General features: G+C 53.3%; 17 protein-coding genes and 1 tRNA gene. 13 read left to right on the plus strand and 5 right to left on the minus strand.

Annotated elements, in window-relative coordinates; all coding sequences use genetic code 11:
• From ACNKIB_RS03700 to ACNKIB_RS03735, 8 genes are all read left to right on the plus strand, one after another.
• The coding region (locus ACNKIB_RS03700) for a hypothetical protein (RefSeq protein ID WP_417909201.1) at window positions 1-794 on the plus strand (794 nt) is incomplete at its 5' end.
• An 8-nt stretch (window positions 795-802) separates the two neighbouring features.
• On the plus strand, window positions 803-1,822 hold the full coding sequence (locus ACNKIB_RS03705; RefSeq protein ID WP_417909217.1) for an NAD(P)H-dependent glycerol-3-phosphate dehydrogenase: 1,020 nt from the start codon (window positions 803-805) through the stop codon (window positions 1,820-1,822).
• Entirely contained in the window at window positions 1,819-4,788 is a 2,970-nt protein-coding gene (locus tag ACNKIB_RS03710) for a hypothetical protein (protein ID WP_417909202.1), read from the plus strand. The genes ACNKIB_RS03705 and ACNKIB_RS03710 overlap by 4 nt, the downstream gene beginning before the upstream one ends.
• 23 nt (window positions 4,789-4,811) lie before the next feature.
• A complete protein-coding gene (locus ACNKIB_RS03715; protein WP_417909203.1) occupies window positions 4,812-5,015 on the plus strand; it encodes a hypothetical protein in 204 nt (67 codons plus the stop codon).
• A gap of 465 nt (window positions 5,016-5,480) precedes the next feature.
• Complete coding sequence (locus tag ACNKIB_RS03720; RefSeq protein ID WP_417909204.1) at window positions 5,481-6,101, plus strand: CAP domain-containing protein; 621 nt, start codon at window positions 5,481-5,483, stop codon at window positions 6,099-6,101.
• A 230-nt stretch (window positions 6,102-6,331) separates the two neighbouring features.
• Window positions 6,332-6,757 (plus strand): CAP domain-containing protein, encoded by a 426-nt coding sequence (locus ACNKIB_RS03725; protein ID WP_417909205.1) that lies wholly within the window; start codon window positions 6,332-6,334, stop codon window positions 6,755-6,757.
• Between the two features lie 438 nt (window positions 6,758-7,195).
• Window positions 7,196-8,155: a tRNA 5-methoxyuridine(34)/uridine 5-oxyacetic acid(34) synthase CmoB gene (gene cmoB / locus ACNKIB_RS03730; RefSeq protein WP_417909206.1), complete on the plus strand. Its 960-nt coding sequence runs from the start codon at window positions 7,196-7,198 to the stop codon at window positions 8,153-8,155.
• 42 nt (window positions 8,156-8,197) lie between these two features.
• Complete coding sequence (locus ACNKIB_RS03735; RefSeq protein WP_417909207.1) at window positions 8,198-8,749, plus strand: hypothetical protein; 552 nt, start codon at window positions 8,198-8,200, stop codon at window positions 8,747-8,749.
• Window positions 8,750-8,905: 156 nt separating this feature from the next.
• Here the strand turns inward: ACNKIB_RS03735 and hemH are convergent, their stop codons facing one another.
• Window positions 8,906-9,883: a ferrochelatase gene (hemH, locus tag ACNKIB_RS03740; RefSeq protein ID WP_417909208.1), complete on the minus strand. Its 978-nt coding sequence runs from the start codon at window positions 9,881-9,883 to the stop codon at window positions 8,906-8,908.
• 345 nt (window positions 9,884-10,228) lie between these two features.
• On the opposite strand from hemH, the gene ACNKIB_RS03745 reads away from it, so the two are divergent.
• Together ACNKIB_RS03745 and nadA are read left to right on the plus strand one after the other, a co-directional pair.
• The gene (locus ACNKIB_RS03745) at window positions 10,229-10,768 is read left to right on the plus strand and encodes a cold shock domain-containing protein (protein ID WP_417909209.1); all 540 of its coding nucleotides are present in this window, start codon (window positions 10,229-10,231) and stop codon (window positions 10,766-10,768) included.
• Between the two features lie 83 nt (window positions 10,769-10,851).
• Window positions 10,852-11,937, plus strand: a complete 1,086-nt coding sequence (gene nadA / locus ACNKIB_RS03750) for a quinolinate synthase NadA (RefSeq protein WP_417909210.1) — start codon at window positions 10,852-10,854, stop codon at window positions 11,935-11,937.
• On the opposite strand, the gene ACNKIB_RS03755 is transcribed toward nadA, so the two are convergent.
• From ACNKIB_RS03755 to ACNKIB_RS03765, 3 genes are all read right to left on the minus strand, one after another.
• Window positions 11,930-12,328, minus strand: coding sequence for a hypothetical protein (locus tag ACNKIB_RS03755; RefSeq protein ID WP_417909211.1), 399 nt, complete (start codon window positions 12,326-12,328; stop codon window positions 11,930-11,932). The genes nadA and ACNKIB_RS03755 overlap by 8 nt on opposite strands.
• Window positions 12,329-12,427: 99 nt before the next feature.
• Window positions 12,428-13,423 (minus strand): adenosylcobinamide-phosphate synthase CbiB, encoded by a 996-nt coding sequence (cbiB, locus tag ACNKIB_RS03760; protein WP_417909212.1) that lies wholly within the window; start codon window positions 13,421-13,423, stop codon window positions 12,428-12,430.
• A gap of 315 nt (window positions 13,424-13,738) precedes the next feature.
• Entirely contained in the window at window positions 13,739-14,440 is a 702-nt protein-coding gene (locus ACNKIB_RS03765; protein WP_417909213.1) for a PIN domain-containing protein, read from the minus strand.
• A 423-nt stretch (window positions 14,441-14,863) separates the two neighbouring features.
• Between ACNKIB_RS03765 and ACNKIB_RS03770 the strand changes: the two genes are divergently transcribed.
• Together ACNKIB_RS03770 and ACNKIB_RS03775 are read left to right on the plus strand one after the other, a co-directional pair.
• Window positions 14,864-15,451: a ComF family protein gene (locus ACNKIB_RS03770; protein WP_417909214.1), complete on the plus strand. Its 588-nt coding sequence runs from the start codon at window positions 14,864-14,866 to the stop codon at window positions 15,449-15,451.
• Window positions 15,448-16,038, plus strand: coding sequence for a hypothetical protein (locus ACNKIB_RS03775; protein ID WP_417909215.1), 591 nt, complete (start codon window positions 15,448-15,450; stop codon window positions 16,036-16,038). Before ACNKIB_RS03770 ends, ACNKIB_RS03775 begins: the two co-directional genes overlap by 4 nt.
• Before the next feature lie 111 nt (window positions 16,039-16,149).
• On the opposite strand, the gene miaB is transcribed toward ACNKIB_RS03775, so the two are convergent.
• Complete coding sequence (miaB, locus tag ACNKIB_RS03780; RefSeq protein ID WP_417909216.1) at window positions 16,150-17,490, minus strand: tRNA (N6-isopentenyl adenosine(37)-C2)-methylthiotransferase MiaB; 1,341 nt, start codon at window positions 17,488-17,490, stop codon at window positions 16,150-16,152.
• Window positions 17,491-17,934: 444 nt separating this feature from the next.
• Here miaB and ACNKIB_RS03785 point away from each other — a divergent pair.
• Window positions 17,935-18,008: transfer RNA gene (locus tag ACNKIB_RS03785), tRNA-Arg, on the plus strand.
• Window positions 18,009-18,278: the final 270 nt, after the last annotated feature.

Raw genomic sequence — 18,278 nt, forward strand, 5'->3', positions numbered from 1 at the left:
ACCCGGATGACCCGCTGCCAGCGGGCAACGACATGCTCCAAGTCAATGTGCGCGTGTCCCAGGTTTATGTCAAAGAGGTGCGGCATCTCGGCAAACTGGAACGCGTAGCGGCAACAGAGAAGGCTCCGATGATCAGCTCCGTTGAGGACACGCTGCTCAAGCTCGATGATGTGCTTAACCCGGCAGGCGTGCTGCTGCTCACTGGCACTGATCTTGCTGCTGATCCGCAGAGCGCAGGCAGCGTGGTGCTTGAGGGAACCCGCAACGGCAGTGCCGTGCAGACACGCCTGCTGCGAGTTGGGTCGGGCGAGATCCTGCTCATGCCAGATATTCCGGCGCAGGATAATCCCTGGAACAACGAATACACCGTCACAGTCAACGCCCGCTACAGCGAGCACGGCACGCCGCGCACCGGCACATACAGCCGCAAGCTGCGCACTCCGCTGACTGTGCCGCTGTCCGTGGAGACCGGCATCCTTACTGGCGATGCTGCCGAGCCGTTGGCCAGCGTCACTGGCGGCACCGCAACAGCCAATGAGCTGCTGCGCATTCAGGCCCTGGTTGACAGCCGCACCGGCCAGCTCACCTTGCGCCTTCTTGACATGCAGGAAGGAGGCAGGGAAGGCGCGGCGGTTGCCGTGACCACAGAGACTGCCTACGTGCTGCCCGGCTTCAGCGGCTCGGCAGTGCAGTCGCTTACTGTTACGGTCGAGAATCTGGCCGACCTGATCAGTTTGACAAGGGACAACTACAGCAGCAGGCTGGTGGATGTGCTGGATGTGAGGATATCATAGGCATGACAATGCAGATTGAGCAAACAGCCGTAATCGGCGCGGGCAGCTGGGGCACAGCCTTGGCCAAGCTGCTGGCGGACAAGGGTGTGCAGGTCGCGCTCTGGGGCCGGAACAGCACGCATATTGATGCCTTGCGCCGCGACCGTGAGAATCGCCGCTACCTGCCCGGCGCGGCCTTGCCTGTGACGCTGCGGCCAACGGACGACCTCGGGTGCGCGGCAAGCTGCGGCTGCGTGGTCATGGCCGTGCCTTCGCATGGATTCCGCGAGGTCTTTGCAGCCTTGATTCCCCAGTTGGCAGACGGCACTCTGTTGGTCTCGGCAGTAAAAGGTATTGAGATCGAAAGCGGCCAGACCATGTGCCAGATCATGCACACTGAGCTGGGCAGACAGGGGCGGCAAGGCAGACTGCATGTCGGGGTATTGAGCGGCCCTAGCTTTGCTGACGAGGTGGCTGCTGGCCTACCGACAGCGGTCACGGTGGGCTTTGCCGACGCGGGAGCGGCTAAGGCAGCGCAGCAGCTCTTCTCTACCGCGTTCTTCCGTGCTTACACCAGCAGCGACATCATTGGCTTGGAGGTCTCGGCGGCGATGAAGAACGTCATCGCCATTGCTGCGGGCATAGCTGACGGCCTCGGCTGCGGCCTCAACGCCAGAGCCGCACTAATCACCCGTGGACTTGCTGAGATCACCCGGCTTGGCGTGGCGATGGGCGCAAAGCCAGCCACCTTCTCAGGCCTCGGCGGCTTGGGTGATTTGGTGCTTACCTGCACTGGCAGCCTCAGCCGCAACCGCACTGTCGGACTCAAGCTCGGCGAAGGGCGCAGCTTGGCTCAGGCCCTTGCCGAGATGACGATGGTAGCGGAAGGCGTGCGCACGACCAAGTCCTGCTGGCAGCTGGCCGCCAGCGTTGGCGTTGAGATGCCAATTCTGGAGCAGGTGTATCAGATACTGTATGCGGACAAGCCCTGCAAGGCAGCGGTGCAGGAGTTGTTTCAGCGGAGTCTGAGGGAGGAGGCAGAGGGGTGAGCGAACCAGCTTCCCCGAAGGCCGCCCTTGATCAGCTCAAGGAATGGCAGGAGCTGATTGCCTATCTTGCCGCCGGAATTGGCAGCCTGCTTGGCGTGTTCCTCAGCAGCGGGGCAGCGCAGATTGCCAGCGCGGTGCTGGCCGCTCTTGTTGTGACTGGCGGAAGCTGGCATGTCCGGCGTTCGCATCGGCAGAAGAAGCAGCGCGAAGAGCAGGAGCGGCTTTGGGAGGAACGGCGCAATCAGCCGCGAGCCGCCTTCCGCAGCCTGTCACCGTTTGAGGAGCAGGACGATCTGCCCGGCCAAGACCGCAAGCAGCTGGCCCGCTCCATCGCAGTGCGGATTGTCAACGATGACTTCCGCTTCGGCATTATCTGCGGCGATTCCGGCGCAGGCAAGACCTCGCTGCTGCGTTCCGAAGTGATGCGGAACATCCGGGCCAACGGCTTGGAGCCGGTTTATCTGCGCAGCCCGCGCCGTTTGGCAAGAACCGGCCTTGCCGTTGCCTCATCCTGCGAACGCTTGGCTGCGGAGCTGGAGGCCTTCGCGCAGGAGCAGATTCCGGCGGACAAATGCGTGCTCATCCTCGATCAGTTCGAGGAGTGGTTTGTTGAGCACCGCGAGCCGGAGGCCCGCGCCCTGCTGGGCCGCTTCATCGCCCGGCTTATTCAGCGTGTGCCGCCGGTGCGGGTGGTCTGCGCGGTGCGGCGGGAATTCCTGGTGGACTTCCACGACCTTGCTGCCGAGCTGCCTGATCCGACCAATCCTGTCAACACCTTCCACGTCCGCAACTTCACCGTGGCGCAGGCCATTGATGCCGTGCAGCAGTGCGCTTTGGCGGACGGCATCGCAGCGGAGGAAGCCTTTGCCGCCGCCCTTGCTGCCGATCTGGAGGAAAACGGCGAAGTGCGGCCCCCGGAGTTGCAGATTGTCTGCACCCATCTGGCTGAAAGCGGCAGCCTCAGCAGCGACCGCTATCAGGCTGAGGGCGGCACTGCCGGAATCCTTGCCCATCACATCAAGAACGCGCTGGAATCCTGCCGCGAGCCGGAGCTGGGCGCGAAGCTGCTCCGCTCGCTCTGCGATTTTCCCACCCGCACCAAAAGGCCGCCGAAGCCGCTGGCCGAGCTGGCCGCTGACATCGGCAGGACGGCAGGCAGCCAGACGGTCGCCGCGCTGGTGCGCACCTTTGTCCTTGCCCGCCTGCTGGCCGAGGAGAAGCGGAAGAGCGGCCCGGATGCCTATGCCTTGCTGCACGATTATCTGGTCGGCGCGGTGGAGCTGGCCACCGGCGATGTTTCCACCCAGACCGAAGAGGCGAATCAGCTCCTGCGCTATCATCTTGCCCAGCAGCGCGGGGTGATTCCGCTGCGCAGGCTGCGTTTCATCCGGGCGCACGCGGACAGGCCGCTGCTTGTCCAGCCGAATGCCCGGCGGCTGATCCGAAAGAGTTTGATTGTGCCTGCGGTGTTTTCAGGGGCGATGGTGTTTGTGGCGGTGCTGATGGCGGGCGGGTTGTATTTGATGGCAACGGCGGGGATTCAGTGGCAGGAAAAGGTGATTGGGAGGCATTGGGAGGAGGGGGAAGCGGGAAGCGTAGAGTATAGAATACTACCTCAAAAGGGGCAGGTAATTAGTGGGATTAATCAAGAATATTATCTTCGATCTTGGGATGCGAAAACTGGTAACATTGTTAATGGAGTAGTACTTTTTCAAAAAAAAGAAAATGTGATATCTATTAATCGTTATTCTGATAAGTTGAGAGAAGATATTCTTATAGCAGAAAGAATAATTCTTGAAAAGAATGTGTCAAAGAATTCATACAGAGAAATACGAACGATTAATAAATTAATCAGCACTGATAGTTGGACAGTAACTGACTTGCCTAATGGTAATGAATTTGATTTCGCAGATACTGAGCAGTATATCAATTACAAGGATAACAAAAATAAAAATGATAAAGTGTTTGATGCGGTACTTTGGTCCGTTGATAAAAAACAAGCTTCTCGAAAAATAAATGGCATTATAGAGAGCAGCACGAAAGTTGTTGGAAGAATGACAGATTTCCAGTTTAGTGTCAAAGAAGATCGGTTGGTTACACTTTCTCGAGAAGGAAACAGTAATGTAGTTGCGCTGTACGATACCGTTTCAGGTGAAAAAATAAAGAATATAACTGATCAGAATAAAGAAGGTTTTGATTTCACCTTTCATAGTTTGACGAAAAAAATTTGTACTGTATCGATGACACCAACAGGCGAGGCAGAGCTTCAGCTCTGGAATATTGATGATGGGAATTTTGTGCGAGGATGCAAGATGCCTAAAGAATCAATTGATGGTAATATAAATTTTACTGCCGACGGGATGTATATTTTCTTCTCTTCGTATAATTATAACAATAGATTAACTGTTCTTGCGAGTGCCAATCTGGAACCTGCTCACAGGGTAAAAATAGGGGATATGCGCTTGAGCAACGAAAAAGATAGAAACTCGGCCCCAATTGTTTACTGGCAAGATGGAAACGATATAAAACTTTGGCACGTCAGCAAAGGCGAGCCTGTCCTGCTGAAAAATATCAAACTCGGCGATAAAGACAAAGTTTCATCCAGTGCCGATATGCAGCGGGCTGTAATATGGGGACCAAAGCGTCCTGCCGAGCTGTGGGATGTGAAAGAGAAAAAGATGCTGTGCTCGCTGACTTCCAGCAAGGATAAGCACATCCAGTCTGTTGCATTTTCCATGAATGATACGGCGGTGGTCATCACCGAAGAAGGCGGCGTTGCCTCGCTGTTTGATGCCAAAGACGGCAGCCCGCTGGCGCAGCATATTTCCGCCGCTTCGGTGTATTACTACGACCCCGACCTGCGGCGCATTCATCTCTGGAACAGCTCCGGCCAAGTCATCCGCCACGTCGAAGGCCGCAGCTATTTCGGCTGGTTTGTGCCCACGGTGTCTGGCGCGGATAAATAGAAAACGCATAGAAAGGTGAAAACATGGCGACAGCAGAGATAAAGAGTAGGCTTCACAGTGTCATCGAGGCAATGCCGCTGGAAAAGCTGGACGCGGCCTTGGCTTTTCTGGAGGATTTGCAGCGCAGCAGCGAGGAAGAGACAGCCCTGCTGCTCGGCGATGCCAGCTTCATGCGGGATTACCGTGAGGCGAAAGTTGACGACGCAAACCGCCCAACCGCCCGCTGAAGACAAGACGTTCCACGCTTGGAACTGGGCATCCGACACCTTGGACGAGGCGTTCTACGCCGGGAATGACCTATTCGACACGTGGAATGCGGCGTTCCTCGCGTCGGATAAGTCAGCCTACGCGTGGAATGAAGCATCCGAAGCGTAGGGCAAGGCATTCGACGCTTGGAATGAGCCGTTCGATGCGTCAAGTACGGCACCCGAAGCCCCGCTTACGATAGCTGCGGCGTGAAATGCGCCATCGCAATAGCGGGAGGCGCAGCAACTCTTCTCCACCGCCTTCTTCTGGGTCTATACCAGCACCAACATCATCGATCTGGCGATCTCCGGGCCGTACCTCCAGGTAACTTTTTTACCTTTTCCCGCGCAAATCGTCGGCGCGGCCTTGTCGGATTGCTGTTCTGCTGGTATAAAAGGATAGTTCCCCTTTTTTAAGAGATGCCACAGACTGCCACTTCTTTTCACATGATCATCACGAAAATATTAAGCATTCTCCCTCTAGTCTTCTTCACTCTCACTGCCTGCGCTCAGACCCAAGCTATCAGCGAGGATTCCGTCACTGATCAGCCTGAAGGCAGCGGCATAGTGCTCATCAATAAGTATTATGAGGAAACCGACACCTTTGCCGAAGGGGTTGGTACGGTTGATTCGACCGCAATGCTGTCTGCCCACAACCGCTGGCGCGCTGAAGTCGGTGTCCCTGATCTTGTTTGGTCGGAATCCTTAGCTCAAGCAGCGCAAATCTGGGCAGAACACCTGAGTAACAACGGTTGTTGTGCCATGTATCACAGTGGTGGCGGCTACGGTGAGAATATTTACAAGGTCAGTGCCGTGGTCTGGTCCAATGGTAGGCGGGAAATCCAAACCAGAACCCCTCTCCAAATCGTTGACGGCTGGGCGAGTGAAGCTAAAAACTATGATTACGAAAACAATACCTGTAATGGCATCTGCGGCCATTATACCCAAATCATCTGGCGGGACAGTACGGAACTAGGCTGCGCTGTTGCCATCTGCCCGGATAAAGCCCAGATGTGGGTCTGCAATTATGCGCCAGTAGGTAATATTGAAGGGCAAAGACCGTATTGAGATACCATGACATGCTAATATCCTGCATGTCTTTTAAATAAAAAAGGAGAAAGGAGATGAAGAAGAAACAATGGTTGATAAGGGCGGGATATGCTCTTCTTGCGAGCTGTTTGGCGGCCTGTGTTCAGACCTCAACCGCCAATTCAAACAATAGAGTAGGTGCTCCTCCTTCTGCGGTGAGGAGTGCAACTTCACCTGCTTCTGGTAGCAGCGGGGTTGATGCGTCAGCCATGATTGCTGCTCATAATGAATGGCGCAGCAAGGTGGGCGTGCCGGGTCTTCAGTGGTCGGACAAGTTGGCGAGTGTCGCGCAGAAATGGGCAAACCATCTTGTTGCCACTACGTGCAGTTTAGGACACAGTGGCAATGAGTACGGGGAAAATGTTTACTGGGCCAGCTCCATCATGCACTCTGACGGCAAAAAAGAACTCAGCCCAAAGACCCCGAAGGATGCGGTTGATAGCTGGGGCAACGAGGTGCAATGGTATGATCATAGCGATAATACCTGTCACATGGAATGTGGACACTATACCCAAGTCGTCTGGAAGGACACCAAAGAGGTAGGCTGCGCAATGGCAGTCTGCGGGGACAATTCCCAGATCTGGGTCTGCAATTACTCTCCCGCAGGCAACATGACTGGCAAAAAGCCATACTGATTCAGGCTGAACACCATCCTGTCGGAGCACGATAGCATCTCACGCCGCCTCTGTCTTGGAGACGGCTTTTTTCATTTTCTGCTGTGCTCATCCCACCGATTTGCTGGCAGCTCACAAATGCTTCAGTTATAGTCGGTAGGAAAGCAGTTCGGCTTGGCCGAAAAGGAGTTTGGCTAACTTGCAGAGGAGTTCTGCCGAGTAAGAAAGGAGTTGTAGTCGGCAAGAAAGGAGTCTGGCCGACTAGCAAAGGAGTTCTGCCGACTTGGAAAGGAGTTTGGCCGAGTACAACTCCTTTGTTACCGAGCCAAACTCCTTGGCAACCGAGTACAAAAGGAGTGTTTCAGCGACTTATTGCAATTGCTGCAACTGCCCTTCTTATCCTCTTACCATTTGAATAAACTATACAAACCTGCTCTCGTCACCTTGCAAGGAAGACACGTGCCGCCCTACCTCCATTTTCTCCCCACAGCCCTGAAGGACGAAATCAGCCGCCTGCATCAGGAAAAGCAGGACTGGATCAGCCAAGATAAGAAAGGCTTTCTCCGCTACCGCGAGCCGCTCAAGGCTGTCCAGCAGCTGCGGGCCTCCAGCCTTGACCTCAACAACGATGTGGTGCGCATTGGCAACCGCGCCGACCTCAGCGAGGCCGAGCAGGAACAGGTTTTTCGCCTGTTAAAAGGCTTTATGCCCTGGCGCAAAGGGCCGTTTTCCGTCTTTGGCATCGACATTGACGCAGAATGGCAGAGCTGGCGCAAGTGGAACCGGCTCCTGCCTGCCTTGCCGGAGCTGCGGGACAAAGTGATCGCGGATATCGGCTGTAATAACGGGTATTATATGTTTCGGATGGCGGCCTATCAGCCGCGTCTGGTACTGGGCTTTGAGCCGTATGTGCATCATTACTTTGCCTTCTCCCTCCTCAACCACTTTGCCAAACTGGACAACCTGCATAGTGATCTGCTGGGGATCGAGCATCTGCCCCTGTTCCCTGACTGCTTTGACGTGATCTTCTGCCTGGGCATTCTCTATCACCGACCCTCGCCGATAGATGCTCTGCATGAGCTGCGCATTGCCCTCAAGCCGGGCGGCTCTCTGCTTTTGGAATCGCAGGCGATCAACAACGACCAGCCAATCGCCCTCTTCCCAGAAAAAACCTATGCCAAGGTACCTGGCACCTGGTTTGTCCCGGCCCCATCCTGTCTGCATAACTGGCTACTTCGGGCGGGTTTCGTAGATATCGAGTGCTTCTGCCTGCATCCGATGAGTAGCGAAGAACAACGCCGCACCGAATGGATGAACTTTGAATCCTATCAGGATTTCATTGACAAGAAGAATCCCGCACTTACAATAGAGGGATATCCTGCGCCCTGGCGGGTCTTTTTTAAAGCAGGGAAGCGATAACTATCTGAGAAGATGAACCCATTCAAAGAAAGGACGATGCAGATGAAGACAGAAGAATGCACACTATACCACGGTGGCCTCAAAGGGGCAGAGACCGTGTTCGGCGAATTGGCAGAAAAATACGGAGTCAACGAGGTGATCTTCACCTTTGAGGGGCATCGCCTCAATCGCGACAAGAACGCGGTGCTGCTCACGGAAGATGACCTCCAGCGCGGCGATATCAGCATGGAAATCGCCTCCCGGATGATGAATCGCACCTATTATGAGACGGAAAAAATCCGGCGGGTCTTGCAAGCGATTTTCCACATGGTCAATAAAGGCCATCAGGTCTTTGTTATCGGCACCATCTTGGAGGATAACTCGGTTAAGGGCGGCACTGGCTGGGCTGTGGAGCTGGCCAAACTCTTCAATCGGCCCCTGCATGTCTATGACCAGAACCGGAAAGGCTGGTTCAGCTGGCAAGACGGCAATTGGCAGCCAGAGGACAAGCCAAAAATCTCCTTTGATACCTATGTTGGCTCAGGCACCCGCTATCTGAGCGATGATGGCAAGAAGGCCATCGAGCAACTCTACGCTGACAGCTTCGGCGAATAAGTAACGCTGCGAATGCGCAGCCAGCGCAACTCTCTCCTGCTCGTTAGCAGCAGGGGCACCGCCGTTTTTGCCTCCCAGTTTGGGGTGTAAGACGGCGGTGTACTTTAGGGCTAGTGGACATGGTTGGAACTGGTCTTGCTACGCCAAGCCAAGACCTCAGCATGAACATGCGCTCACCAGACCTCCTGCCTTCAAGACCAGGTTCCGCAAGCCGCTAATAAACTGCGGCTCATCATTCAGGCCGCGTGTAGATTCTAGCCGCATTCCCAGCTTCTGAGCCAGCTCCTTATACAGCATGTCGATCTCATATAGGGTTTCAATATGATCGGAGACAAAGGCTATTGGCACCATCAGGATGTTTTTGCAGCCTTCAGCAGCGAGCTGAATCAGCATGTCCTCGGTGGAAGGCTGCAACCATACTACCGGCCCGCTCCGGCTCTGAAAGCAGAGTTTGCCGGTTTTGCCAGTCTGCTGCTCCAAGGCGGCAATGGTGAGGCAAAGTTCATCCACATAGGGATCGCCCTCATCAATAAACTGCTTGGGCAAGCTATGCGCACTATAGACCACCTGTACTGTTTCGCTGCCATTGCCGAACAAGGCCAATCCTTCTTGAATTCGAGCCGCTAAACTGGCAATATAGTCCGGTTCAATCGGCCAAGAGCGGATTTCTCGCAGTGGCAGATGCAAGCCAAGCTGCCGGTTCTGGTTCCGTAGGTCAGCAAAGGACGAACCACTGGTGGCCCGGCAGTAATGCGGGTAAAGTGGGAGGGCGATCAGTTCGCTCACGCCAGCGGCAGCCAGTTCCCGGAGCACGGTCTTGGCAAAAGGATACCAGTAGCGCATGACAGGGCGGACGAGAAAGTGGCCATCTGCCGCCAAGACCTTTTCTAAGGCCGCTGCCTGCCGAACAGTGATTGCCGTTATCGGTGAGCCGCCGCCCAGCTTCTGGTAATTTGCTCGGCTCTTTGGCGCACGCCGCAAGGCGATCAGAGCCGCAAGGGGCTTTTGCAGTAAGGCAGGGCCAAGACGGATGATCTGCCGATCAGAAAACAAATTATAGAGAAAAGGACGAACATCTGCCTGCTTCTCAGGGCCGCCCATGTTCAGAAGCAGCACTCCGGTTTTTTTATCCATTTTTCTATCCGCAGTTCAGTTTAAAAATTGCATGATGGCAAGGTACAGGGATTCCGCTCCCATCGTCAAGCAAATGTTGTTTTTAAGTCTTGCCTGGTGCTGATGGAAAGTCTATAATAACTCTATGGTAAGACTGACTTTCACTGCCACGCACAGCATTCTTTCTGCTAGTGCTGCGCAATCCTTTCCTGTTCCGTCCTTTCCGCAGATTTTGCAGCCTCTGCGTATCTTCGGCCAAGATCTGTCAGGAGGGTATCGCCATGAATGTAGAAGACCGCAGCAGTATTATGTTGCGCAACAAAGGCAGCGGCATGGGGTCGCTGACGCTGAAAACTTGGAGGAAATATGGATCTGAAAGTTGAGACCAGAAATCTTGAGATGCGGGCCGGTTGGCAGGAGAAAATCGAAGAAGAACGCGAGAAACTTGTCCGGCATTACGCAAATCTTGTTCTTCACCTGCGAGTCAGCATAGAGGCTACGCCTGGCTACAAGGAGGGCGGTTACGAAGTTAGTCTGGTCGCATCAGTGCCCAATGATACCGTGGTGGTTAAGCGCTGGGGCGAGAAGGTGCATCCTCTACTGGTTGAGACCTTTGATGTGCTCGGCCAGCAGCTCAAAGATATAGTTAAGAAGAAACATAATCACAAGCATGAGGCCAGTGTCAAAGTGCTCGGCGGCGCCCCCGGCGGCGATACGCGGGGCACGGTGCAGCGCGTCTTTGACGAGTACGGTTTCATTATGACCTTAGACAATCAGGAGGTCTTCTTCCATGCCAACGCCCTCAAGGATATGAGCATGAATGACCTTGAGGAAGGCGCAGCTGTCTGCCTTGCCTTGGAGGAAGGAGACAAAGGTCTCCAGGCAACCTGGGTGAAAGCAGCCTGATTTGTTTTCAGCCTCTGCCTCTTTGGCAGAGGCTTTCTTTTTCTGCACCCTGCTCTCCAAACCTGCAAAAATACCAGATACCAATGCACATCATTAAGGTTACTTATCCTCAAGTCGATTCTGCTTTTGTTGAGCAGGCGTACAGAGAGGCACTGGAAGTCTTTTCTCCTATGCAAGAGGAGGAAAAATTACAAATTATTGCGGAAATTAAGGAGCGTTTGCAAAAAAGAAATGCGGTACTGATTGCCCATTACTACACCGCTGAAGATATTCAGGAGCTTGCTGAAAGTACTGGCGGTTGTGTGGCTGATTCTCTTGAAATGGCTCGCTTTGGCCGGGATCACGCTGCGCAAACTTTGATCGTTGCTGGTGTTCGTTTTATGGGCGAGACCGCTAAAATATTAAGCCCGAAAAAACGGGTGCTCATGCCGTCCTTACGAGCAGAATGCTCCCTTGATTTAAACTGCCCAGCAGAATTATTCCGAGAAACACGCAACAAATATCCCGACCGCACCGCAGTTGTGTATGCCAACACCAGCGCGGCAGTAAAAGCTGAAGCCGATTGGGTGGTGACATCCAGCAATGCGCTAAAAATAGTCTCCCATCTTAAGCAGGAAGGCCGGAAAATATTGTGGGCACCAGACAGATTTCTCGGCGATTACATTCAACGAGAGACCGGTGCGGACATGTTCCTTTGGCCAGGTTCCTGCATAGTGCATGAGAAATTCAAAGCCAGTGCCCTGGTTAGGCTTAAAGAAAGGTATCCCCAGGCTGAAGTGCTGGTCCATCCAGAATCACCAATGGACATCATTAATCTGGCAGATTATGTCGGCTCGACAACCAATCTGCTCAATGCAGCAAGAAAAAGCCAGGCCTCAGTTTTCATCGTTGCCACAGAACCAGGCATCTTTTATAAGATGCGCCAGGCAATGCCTGAAAAACTCTTCTTAGAGGCTCCCAAAGAAGGAGAAGGTGCTACCTGCGTATCATGCAGCCGTTGCCCTTGGATGGCAATGAATGGACTGAGAAATCTGCTTGCTGCGCTGAGAGATGACAACAACGAGATTCATGTTGAAGAAGACATCCGCATCCGGGCAGTGAACTCCATTAATCGGATGATGAGCTTTTCATTTGCCAACCCAAGCCAGTCTGCCTGCTTGGTCAGTTAAGCAGATCTTCCACCTTCTGATTAAGCTTTTCAACTGCCTGCGGAATTTTGTCTGGCTCCTGTTCTGCTGTTTGTTGCAGGAGTTTACCCCATTGCCTCAACATCGTGTTGTCAATTTTCCTGATATCATTGTTCCTGCTCCACTCGCGCCCGATTTTCGCCCCAAGGGCTTCCAGGCGTTTTTGCAGGTCGCATTTGATATCTACGGGTGCTTTCGCCAAAAGCTTTGCCGTAATGTCCTGCCAGCCGCAGGCATACAAGGTGCCTTTCTGAAAAGTTTCAAACCAAGCCCTTTCCTGCGTCGAAAGTTGCTCTGTCGCCTGTGTTGGTAGTGCTGACAAAAGACCGAGCTGAAAGACGACAGCCGCATAGAAGATCTGCCTGACGTGCATTTCATCCCCCCTGAATGCAATTAAAAAACAATCTTTTTATGCCTGTAGTCCGATTATAGCAGCCAGCCGCCATCTTTTCAAGAGCGCGATGACGTACTTTCAGAGGGTGTTCAGCACCAGGAGAAAGAGCCAGGCAAAGAGCAGTAGGCAGAGCAAAGAGGCTGTTAACGCCAAGCGGCAGACTTGGAGGATATGCTGACGCAATGGCAGGCTGCGTGGCTCGCCAATCACCGGCTTGCTGACGATTTTGCCGAAATACGTAGCCTCACCGCCCAGCTGAAGGCCGAGTGCACCTGCTGCTGCTGCTTCTGGCCAGCCTGAATTAGGGCTGGCATGTTGCCGTCGGTCGCGACGCAGGATGTACCAGGCGTTTTTCAGGCTGCCGCCGCAAAGTGGTGCGGCCAAAACAAGGGCCAGACCTGAAATCCGCGCGGGCAGAAAGTTGGCCAAATCGTCTAAGCGGGCCGGGCAAAAGCCGAAATCCAGATACCGCTCGTTTTTATAGCCGAACATGGAGTCCATTGTGCTGATGGCCTTGTAGAGCATCGCCATTAACACGGCGCAGACGATAGACCAAAGGTCTCCAGCGGGCAAAGCAAGAATCGCGCCGACTGTTGCCCAGAAGAGCGGGGCCGTGATACCGTCGGACATGTTTTCCGCCACGCTTTCCACGCAGGCCCGAATCACGCCTGCCTCGTCCAACTGCGCGGTGTCGCGGCCCACAATCAGCCCCACTTGCTGCCGGGCCTTTGCAAGGCTTTCTCCGAAGGCGGCATGGACATGCAAAGCATGACCAAGGAGGTCGCGGGCGGCGATAGTCGTGTACAGCAGAAAGGCAGTGCCGAGCAAAAAGAACAGCGGCGGCAGCTGGGCCAGCAGGAGCAGGACAACAGCACTGGCTCCGCTGGTAGCGAGCAGCACCAGGAGGACAGTCAGGCCGCCGCTGTGCCGCGCACGCAAGGGCAAGCGACGGGTGAACAGCTCCATCTGGTTAGCAAACCAGCCAATGAGCCGCACGGGATGGGGAAACCAGCGCGGATCGCCGAGCAGGGCATCCAAAACGCAGGCAGCTAAAAGAACATGAAGGAAGGACATGAATGCAATAAGTTTTGAATACTCCGCCTCGTTTCCAACTGATTTGGAGAAGAATACGGCTCGTTGAGAAAGGAGTTGTAGTCGGCAGGAAAGCAGTTTAGCTTGGCAGAACTCCTTTCTTAGTCGGCCACAAAGGAGTTTGGCCGATTAAAACTCCTTTGTGGCCGAGTACAACTCCTCTGCGGCTTGGCCAGACTCCTTTGTTACTCGGCAAAACTCCTTTCCTGCCGACTACAACTCCTTTGTAAGTCGGCAGAACTCCTCTTTGGCCAAGCCAAACTCCTTTTCCAGCGAGCAAGAAAGCAGTCATGCGCCTTAAGATACAGATGCCACCGACGGCAGGGCGTAGCTTACCTTTGTGCCGTTAATTTTGACATAGCCGCGCTGGAGCAAGGCATTATACACTTCATCGATTTTCGTCGCTGACAGATCTTTGCCGCACATTGCATTAATGGTGCTGCGCAGCGTTTCAACTTTTCCTGGCTTATTCTCTTTGTATTTTATCAACCCAGCAACTGCCAGCTTGAGTAGCTCTTCTGTCGAAGCGGGAGCTGCCTTTGGTATGGCCTTGCTTTCCTGCGGCGGCGGAGTGGCGACGCTGGCCGCCACCTTGAAGCAGGGCATTTCTTCTATGGAGACCGAACGGGCTACGAAAATCTTCCGCCCACGCAAATGCCGGATGAGCGGATCAAAGCCGGTGTCTTTGGAAATGATGTGAAAGAAGCCTGCCGGATCAGCTGCGGCCAGTGCGCCGAGGTAATAGGCGATATGAAAATCCAGCGCATTGCTGCCTGGGGTTTCAAGCACGATGTATTCTGCCCGGCAGCCCAGCTCCTGCATGGCCACAACCAGTTCGACCGGCAGCTTGGTGTTTTTTGGGCCAAGAAAAACCCGCACCGAGAACTGCTCACCCTTGAGCAGGGCCAGAGACTGCACCTGTACGTTTTCGTAGTCAATGAGAACGTAGTTAGTTTTCACGCGCTGCCAGCTCTCCTTTGAGCGAATGCTGTCCCGCATGGTTGATTGTCACCATGACTACCTCGCCGGGTTGGAGCGTTTCCGGCACGATAAACTTTGATATCTCTCCCGATAAAAGCAGCAGCCCAGACCGTCAGCTTGCATCCAATATATCCATCAGCCTTCCTTATACGGTTGACTGCATGAAATAGAATACCTGCTGAAACAGTTCCTCAAGCAAGCATGGTAAAAAGGTGCATAGGCTTTGTCAATTACAAATGCACTGGAACTGGAGACAGGCCAAGAGATTTTTCCGAAGGGGTGTTGCTGTGATCTAGGGTCGGAGTTAGGCGGCAATGCAGCTGAAGGCTGAGCAGAATACGCTTTCACTCTATAGTTTTTTTGTTGACAAATGGTGTTGTCGCCCTATAGAGTGATGAAAATGTGTGCTTGAGCAGATTGAAGGTAGTTAAGGAGAACTTGATGGAACTCCAGCCGCAAGGAGTCAAGGGGCCATGGAAGGCAGGCATCGTACTTGACTGGCATACGGTTGCAAGTCAGATAATCGGCCACAACGAGTTCGGGCATCCGATCTTCGCCAACACAAGAAGCGAACTTGGCGAACTGCTTTATCAATTTAAGTACCGAAATGATCATGCTGCGCTACAGAAGATTGTAAGCACGGCTGTAGAATATCTTGGTGACAAGGCTAAAGGGAAATTCGACTTGATTATTCCAATCCCCCCTTCTAATCCGGCAAGAACCATAACAAATCAGATCGCTGAGGGACTGGCGACAGGTCTTGGGATAGAATTAGCTGCTTCGGCACTGGTGAAGTGTAAGAGCACAAGCGAACTTAAATCCGTGTCAGATCCAGAAGAGCGAAAGCGGATGCTTGAAGGGGCTTTTCGTGCCGACAAACAACAGATTGAATCAAAGGCTGTTTTACTGGTTGATGATCTCTATCGCTCCGGTGCCACACTCGAAGCAGCCACCGAGGTGCTTACAGCACAAGGCAACGCAAAAGTTGTTTACGTCCTCGCTATCACTCGCACAAGGGTGCACAGATGAGCAATGTTTTTTTGGGTGGATCAAGGAATCTCGCTCGATTGAATTCTGCTGTCAGAACACGCCTGGAAAATCTCATCACCAACAAGCACACTGTTCTTATTGGTGATGCCGGTGGAATTGACAAGGCAATACAGTCCTTCTTTGCAGAAGAAAATTACAACGATGTTGTTGTTTACTGCATGGATGGAAAATGCAGGCATAATATGGGCAATTGGCAGGTCAAGGTTATTGATTCAGGCGGAAAGAAAAAAGATTTTGCCTATTACGCTATGAAAGATACACAAATGAGCTTAGATGCCGACTATGGCTTTATGGTTTGGAACGGAGAAAGCAAAGGCACCTTAAACAATGTCTTGAATTTAGTGCAGCAGGGAAAATCCGCTCTCGTCTATCATTCTCCTTCTCGCGAGTTTGTACAGGTCAAAACAATAAGCGACATCAATCTTCTGGTTGCAGGCTGTTCGTCCGAATTAGTTGGATATCTCAACAAGAAAATCAGACTGAAAAAGAGGGTAGCATTATCAAGCCAGATCGCCCTCAGCTTCTGTCAGTGGCCTAACAAGATGCTCAAGATGCACTTGCCTTAGCACAGTAAACTGGGAAAAGTGAGGCGATCCCCAATAATTATCTACTGTGTCCTAATGCTATATAACACTGCTTTGATGTCCATAAATCTTTATCGCATGATTAACCTGCGGTTATAGCTCTCCTTTGAGCGAATGCTGGCCCGCATGGTTGATTGTCACCATCACCAGATCACCGGGCTGGAGCTGTTCTTGACCAGCGAAATGGACAATGTGATTGCTGCCGCTGCGACCTTGTACGCCTGACTCGCTGTGCCCTTCTACCATCACCTCGACGCTCTTGCCGAGGAATTCCCGGTTTCGCTCTAAGCTGATTTCGTCTTGCCGCGCTTGAAACTGCTCCAGCCGCTCGCCCTTGACCTGTTCATCGACCTTATCAGGGAAGGCTGCCGAGCGGGTGTTGGGTCGGTCTGAGTATTTGAAGGAGAAAGAGCCGTGGAAACGCACTGTTTCTAACAAATTCATGGTTTGCGAGAAGTCCGCCTCGGTCTCGCCGGGAAAGCCAACGATCACGTCGGTGCTGAGAGCGATGTCCGGGCAGAAGGAGCGCAGTTCAGCCACTTTTTCCAAATACAGCTCGCGGGTGTATTTGCGGTGCATCCGCTTTAACACGGCATTAGAGCCTGCCTGCACCGGCAGATGGAAGTGCGGGCAGAGATTGGGCAGCTCGTGGAAGCAGCGCATCAGCTCGGTGGATAAATCCTGCGGATTAGAGGTGGTGAAGCGCAGCCGTTGCACGCCTGGTACTGCTGCGGTCATCTTCAACAGCTCGGCAAAGCTGACTGGCACTTCCGCCACAGGGTTGGTGCTGCCGTAGGAATTGACGTTTTGGCCGAGCAAGGTGATTTCTTTTATGCCATGCTGAACTAATAGCTCCACCTCTTCCAATATGTCCGAGACCGGACGGCTGATTTCTCGGCCCCGGGTGTTTGGGACAACGCAGTAGGCGCAGTAATTGTCGCAGCCCTGCATGATGGTGACGAATTTGCGGAATTCAAGCGGCTCCGAAGCGGGTGGCGAGTTGTGCAGCAACTTTTGGAAGGGCGGAATGACGAAGTGTTTGTCTAAGCCGCAGGCGATCTCCCGCTTGTTTTTCCCCTGTTCCAACCGCTGGAGCAGTTCTGGCAGCCGCCAGATTTGCTGGGTGCCAATGACGATGTCCACGTGCGGCATCCGCTCAAAGATGCGCTCGCCCTCCTGCTGGGCCACGCAGCCCGCCACGGCAATGCGCAGGCCTGGTTGTTTTTTCTTCTGCTGCCGGAGCGAGCCAAGCAGGCTGAAGAACTTCTGCTCTGCCTTAGCCCGGATTGAGCAGGTATTGAGAATGACTAAATCCGCCTCGATCTGCTCTGCCACTGGGATATAGCCGCTCTGCGCCAGGAGCTGCTCCATGATCTCGGAGTCGCGCTCGTTCATCTGACAGCCAAAGGTTTTGATAAAGAGATGTTTGGTCATTTATTTCCTGTTGACAGCAAATATGTTCCCTGTTTGTTGATTAAAGGTAACAGTTTGCCGGATGCGGAACGGGTAAGATGGGATGAAAAACCAAAACTGCTCTGCCGCCCTCAGCATAATGTCAGCGGTAGTGATTGTCCACTGGTTTCATGATACCCAACAAGACTGACCACCTATTCATCAAAGGGCTGTAACGAGATCTACCAACGTGCAAGCCTCTGCAAGAGCGGTTGCAGGTGAGTAGCAAAGGAGGTGTGCCTGGTAAAGATCCTTGCTTCCCAGGCTGCAAGGGCTGCAAAGTTAACCAAATACCCTTGGTCGGCAGCAGCGAGCCTTTCTGTTTGAGCTGGTTTGGGTCAGCACCGTTATCTTCTTCAGTTGAATGCGCAGAAAAGCCTTTCCAATTTTGCCGCGCTGCTGTATATTTTTCTGCGTTTCCCTTATGCGCTTGTAGCTCAGCTGGATAGAGCATCGGACTTCGAATCCGAGGGTTGGGGGTTCGAATCCCTCCAGGCGCACTAAGAAAATTGAGGGAGTTTATGCGATTTCTCCCAAACTCCTTTTCTCCATTCCCATCCCGCATCCTCATCCTCCCCCCACTTTTTTGCTCATGGGGCACAACGGCCCCCTGTTTCGCTTTTTCTAAAGAGGTTGACCTGTCTTCGCAATAGCGGACACGTTTTATTCCCTAAGTAGCCCTTTTGAAGAAGAGCGGCTCGTAGTTGTCCGGCGACTGATAACTGATCGCCGAATGCCGCCGTTGGCGGTTGTAAAAGCCTTCGATGTAC

This window comes from Candidatus Electronema sp. PJ, from assembly GCF_048287395.1.
GTDB lineage: Bacteria > Desulfobacterota > Desulfobulbia > Desulfobulbales > Desulfobulbaceae > Electronema.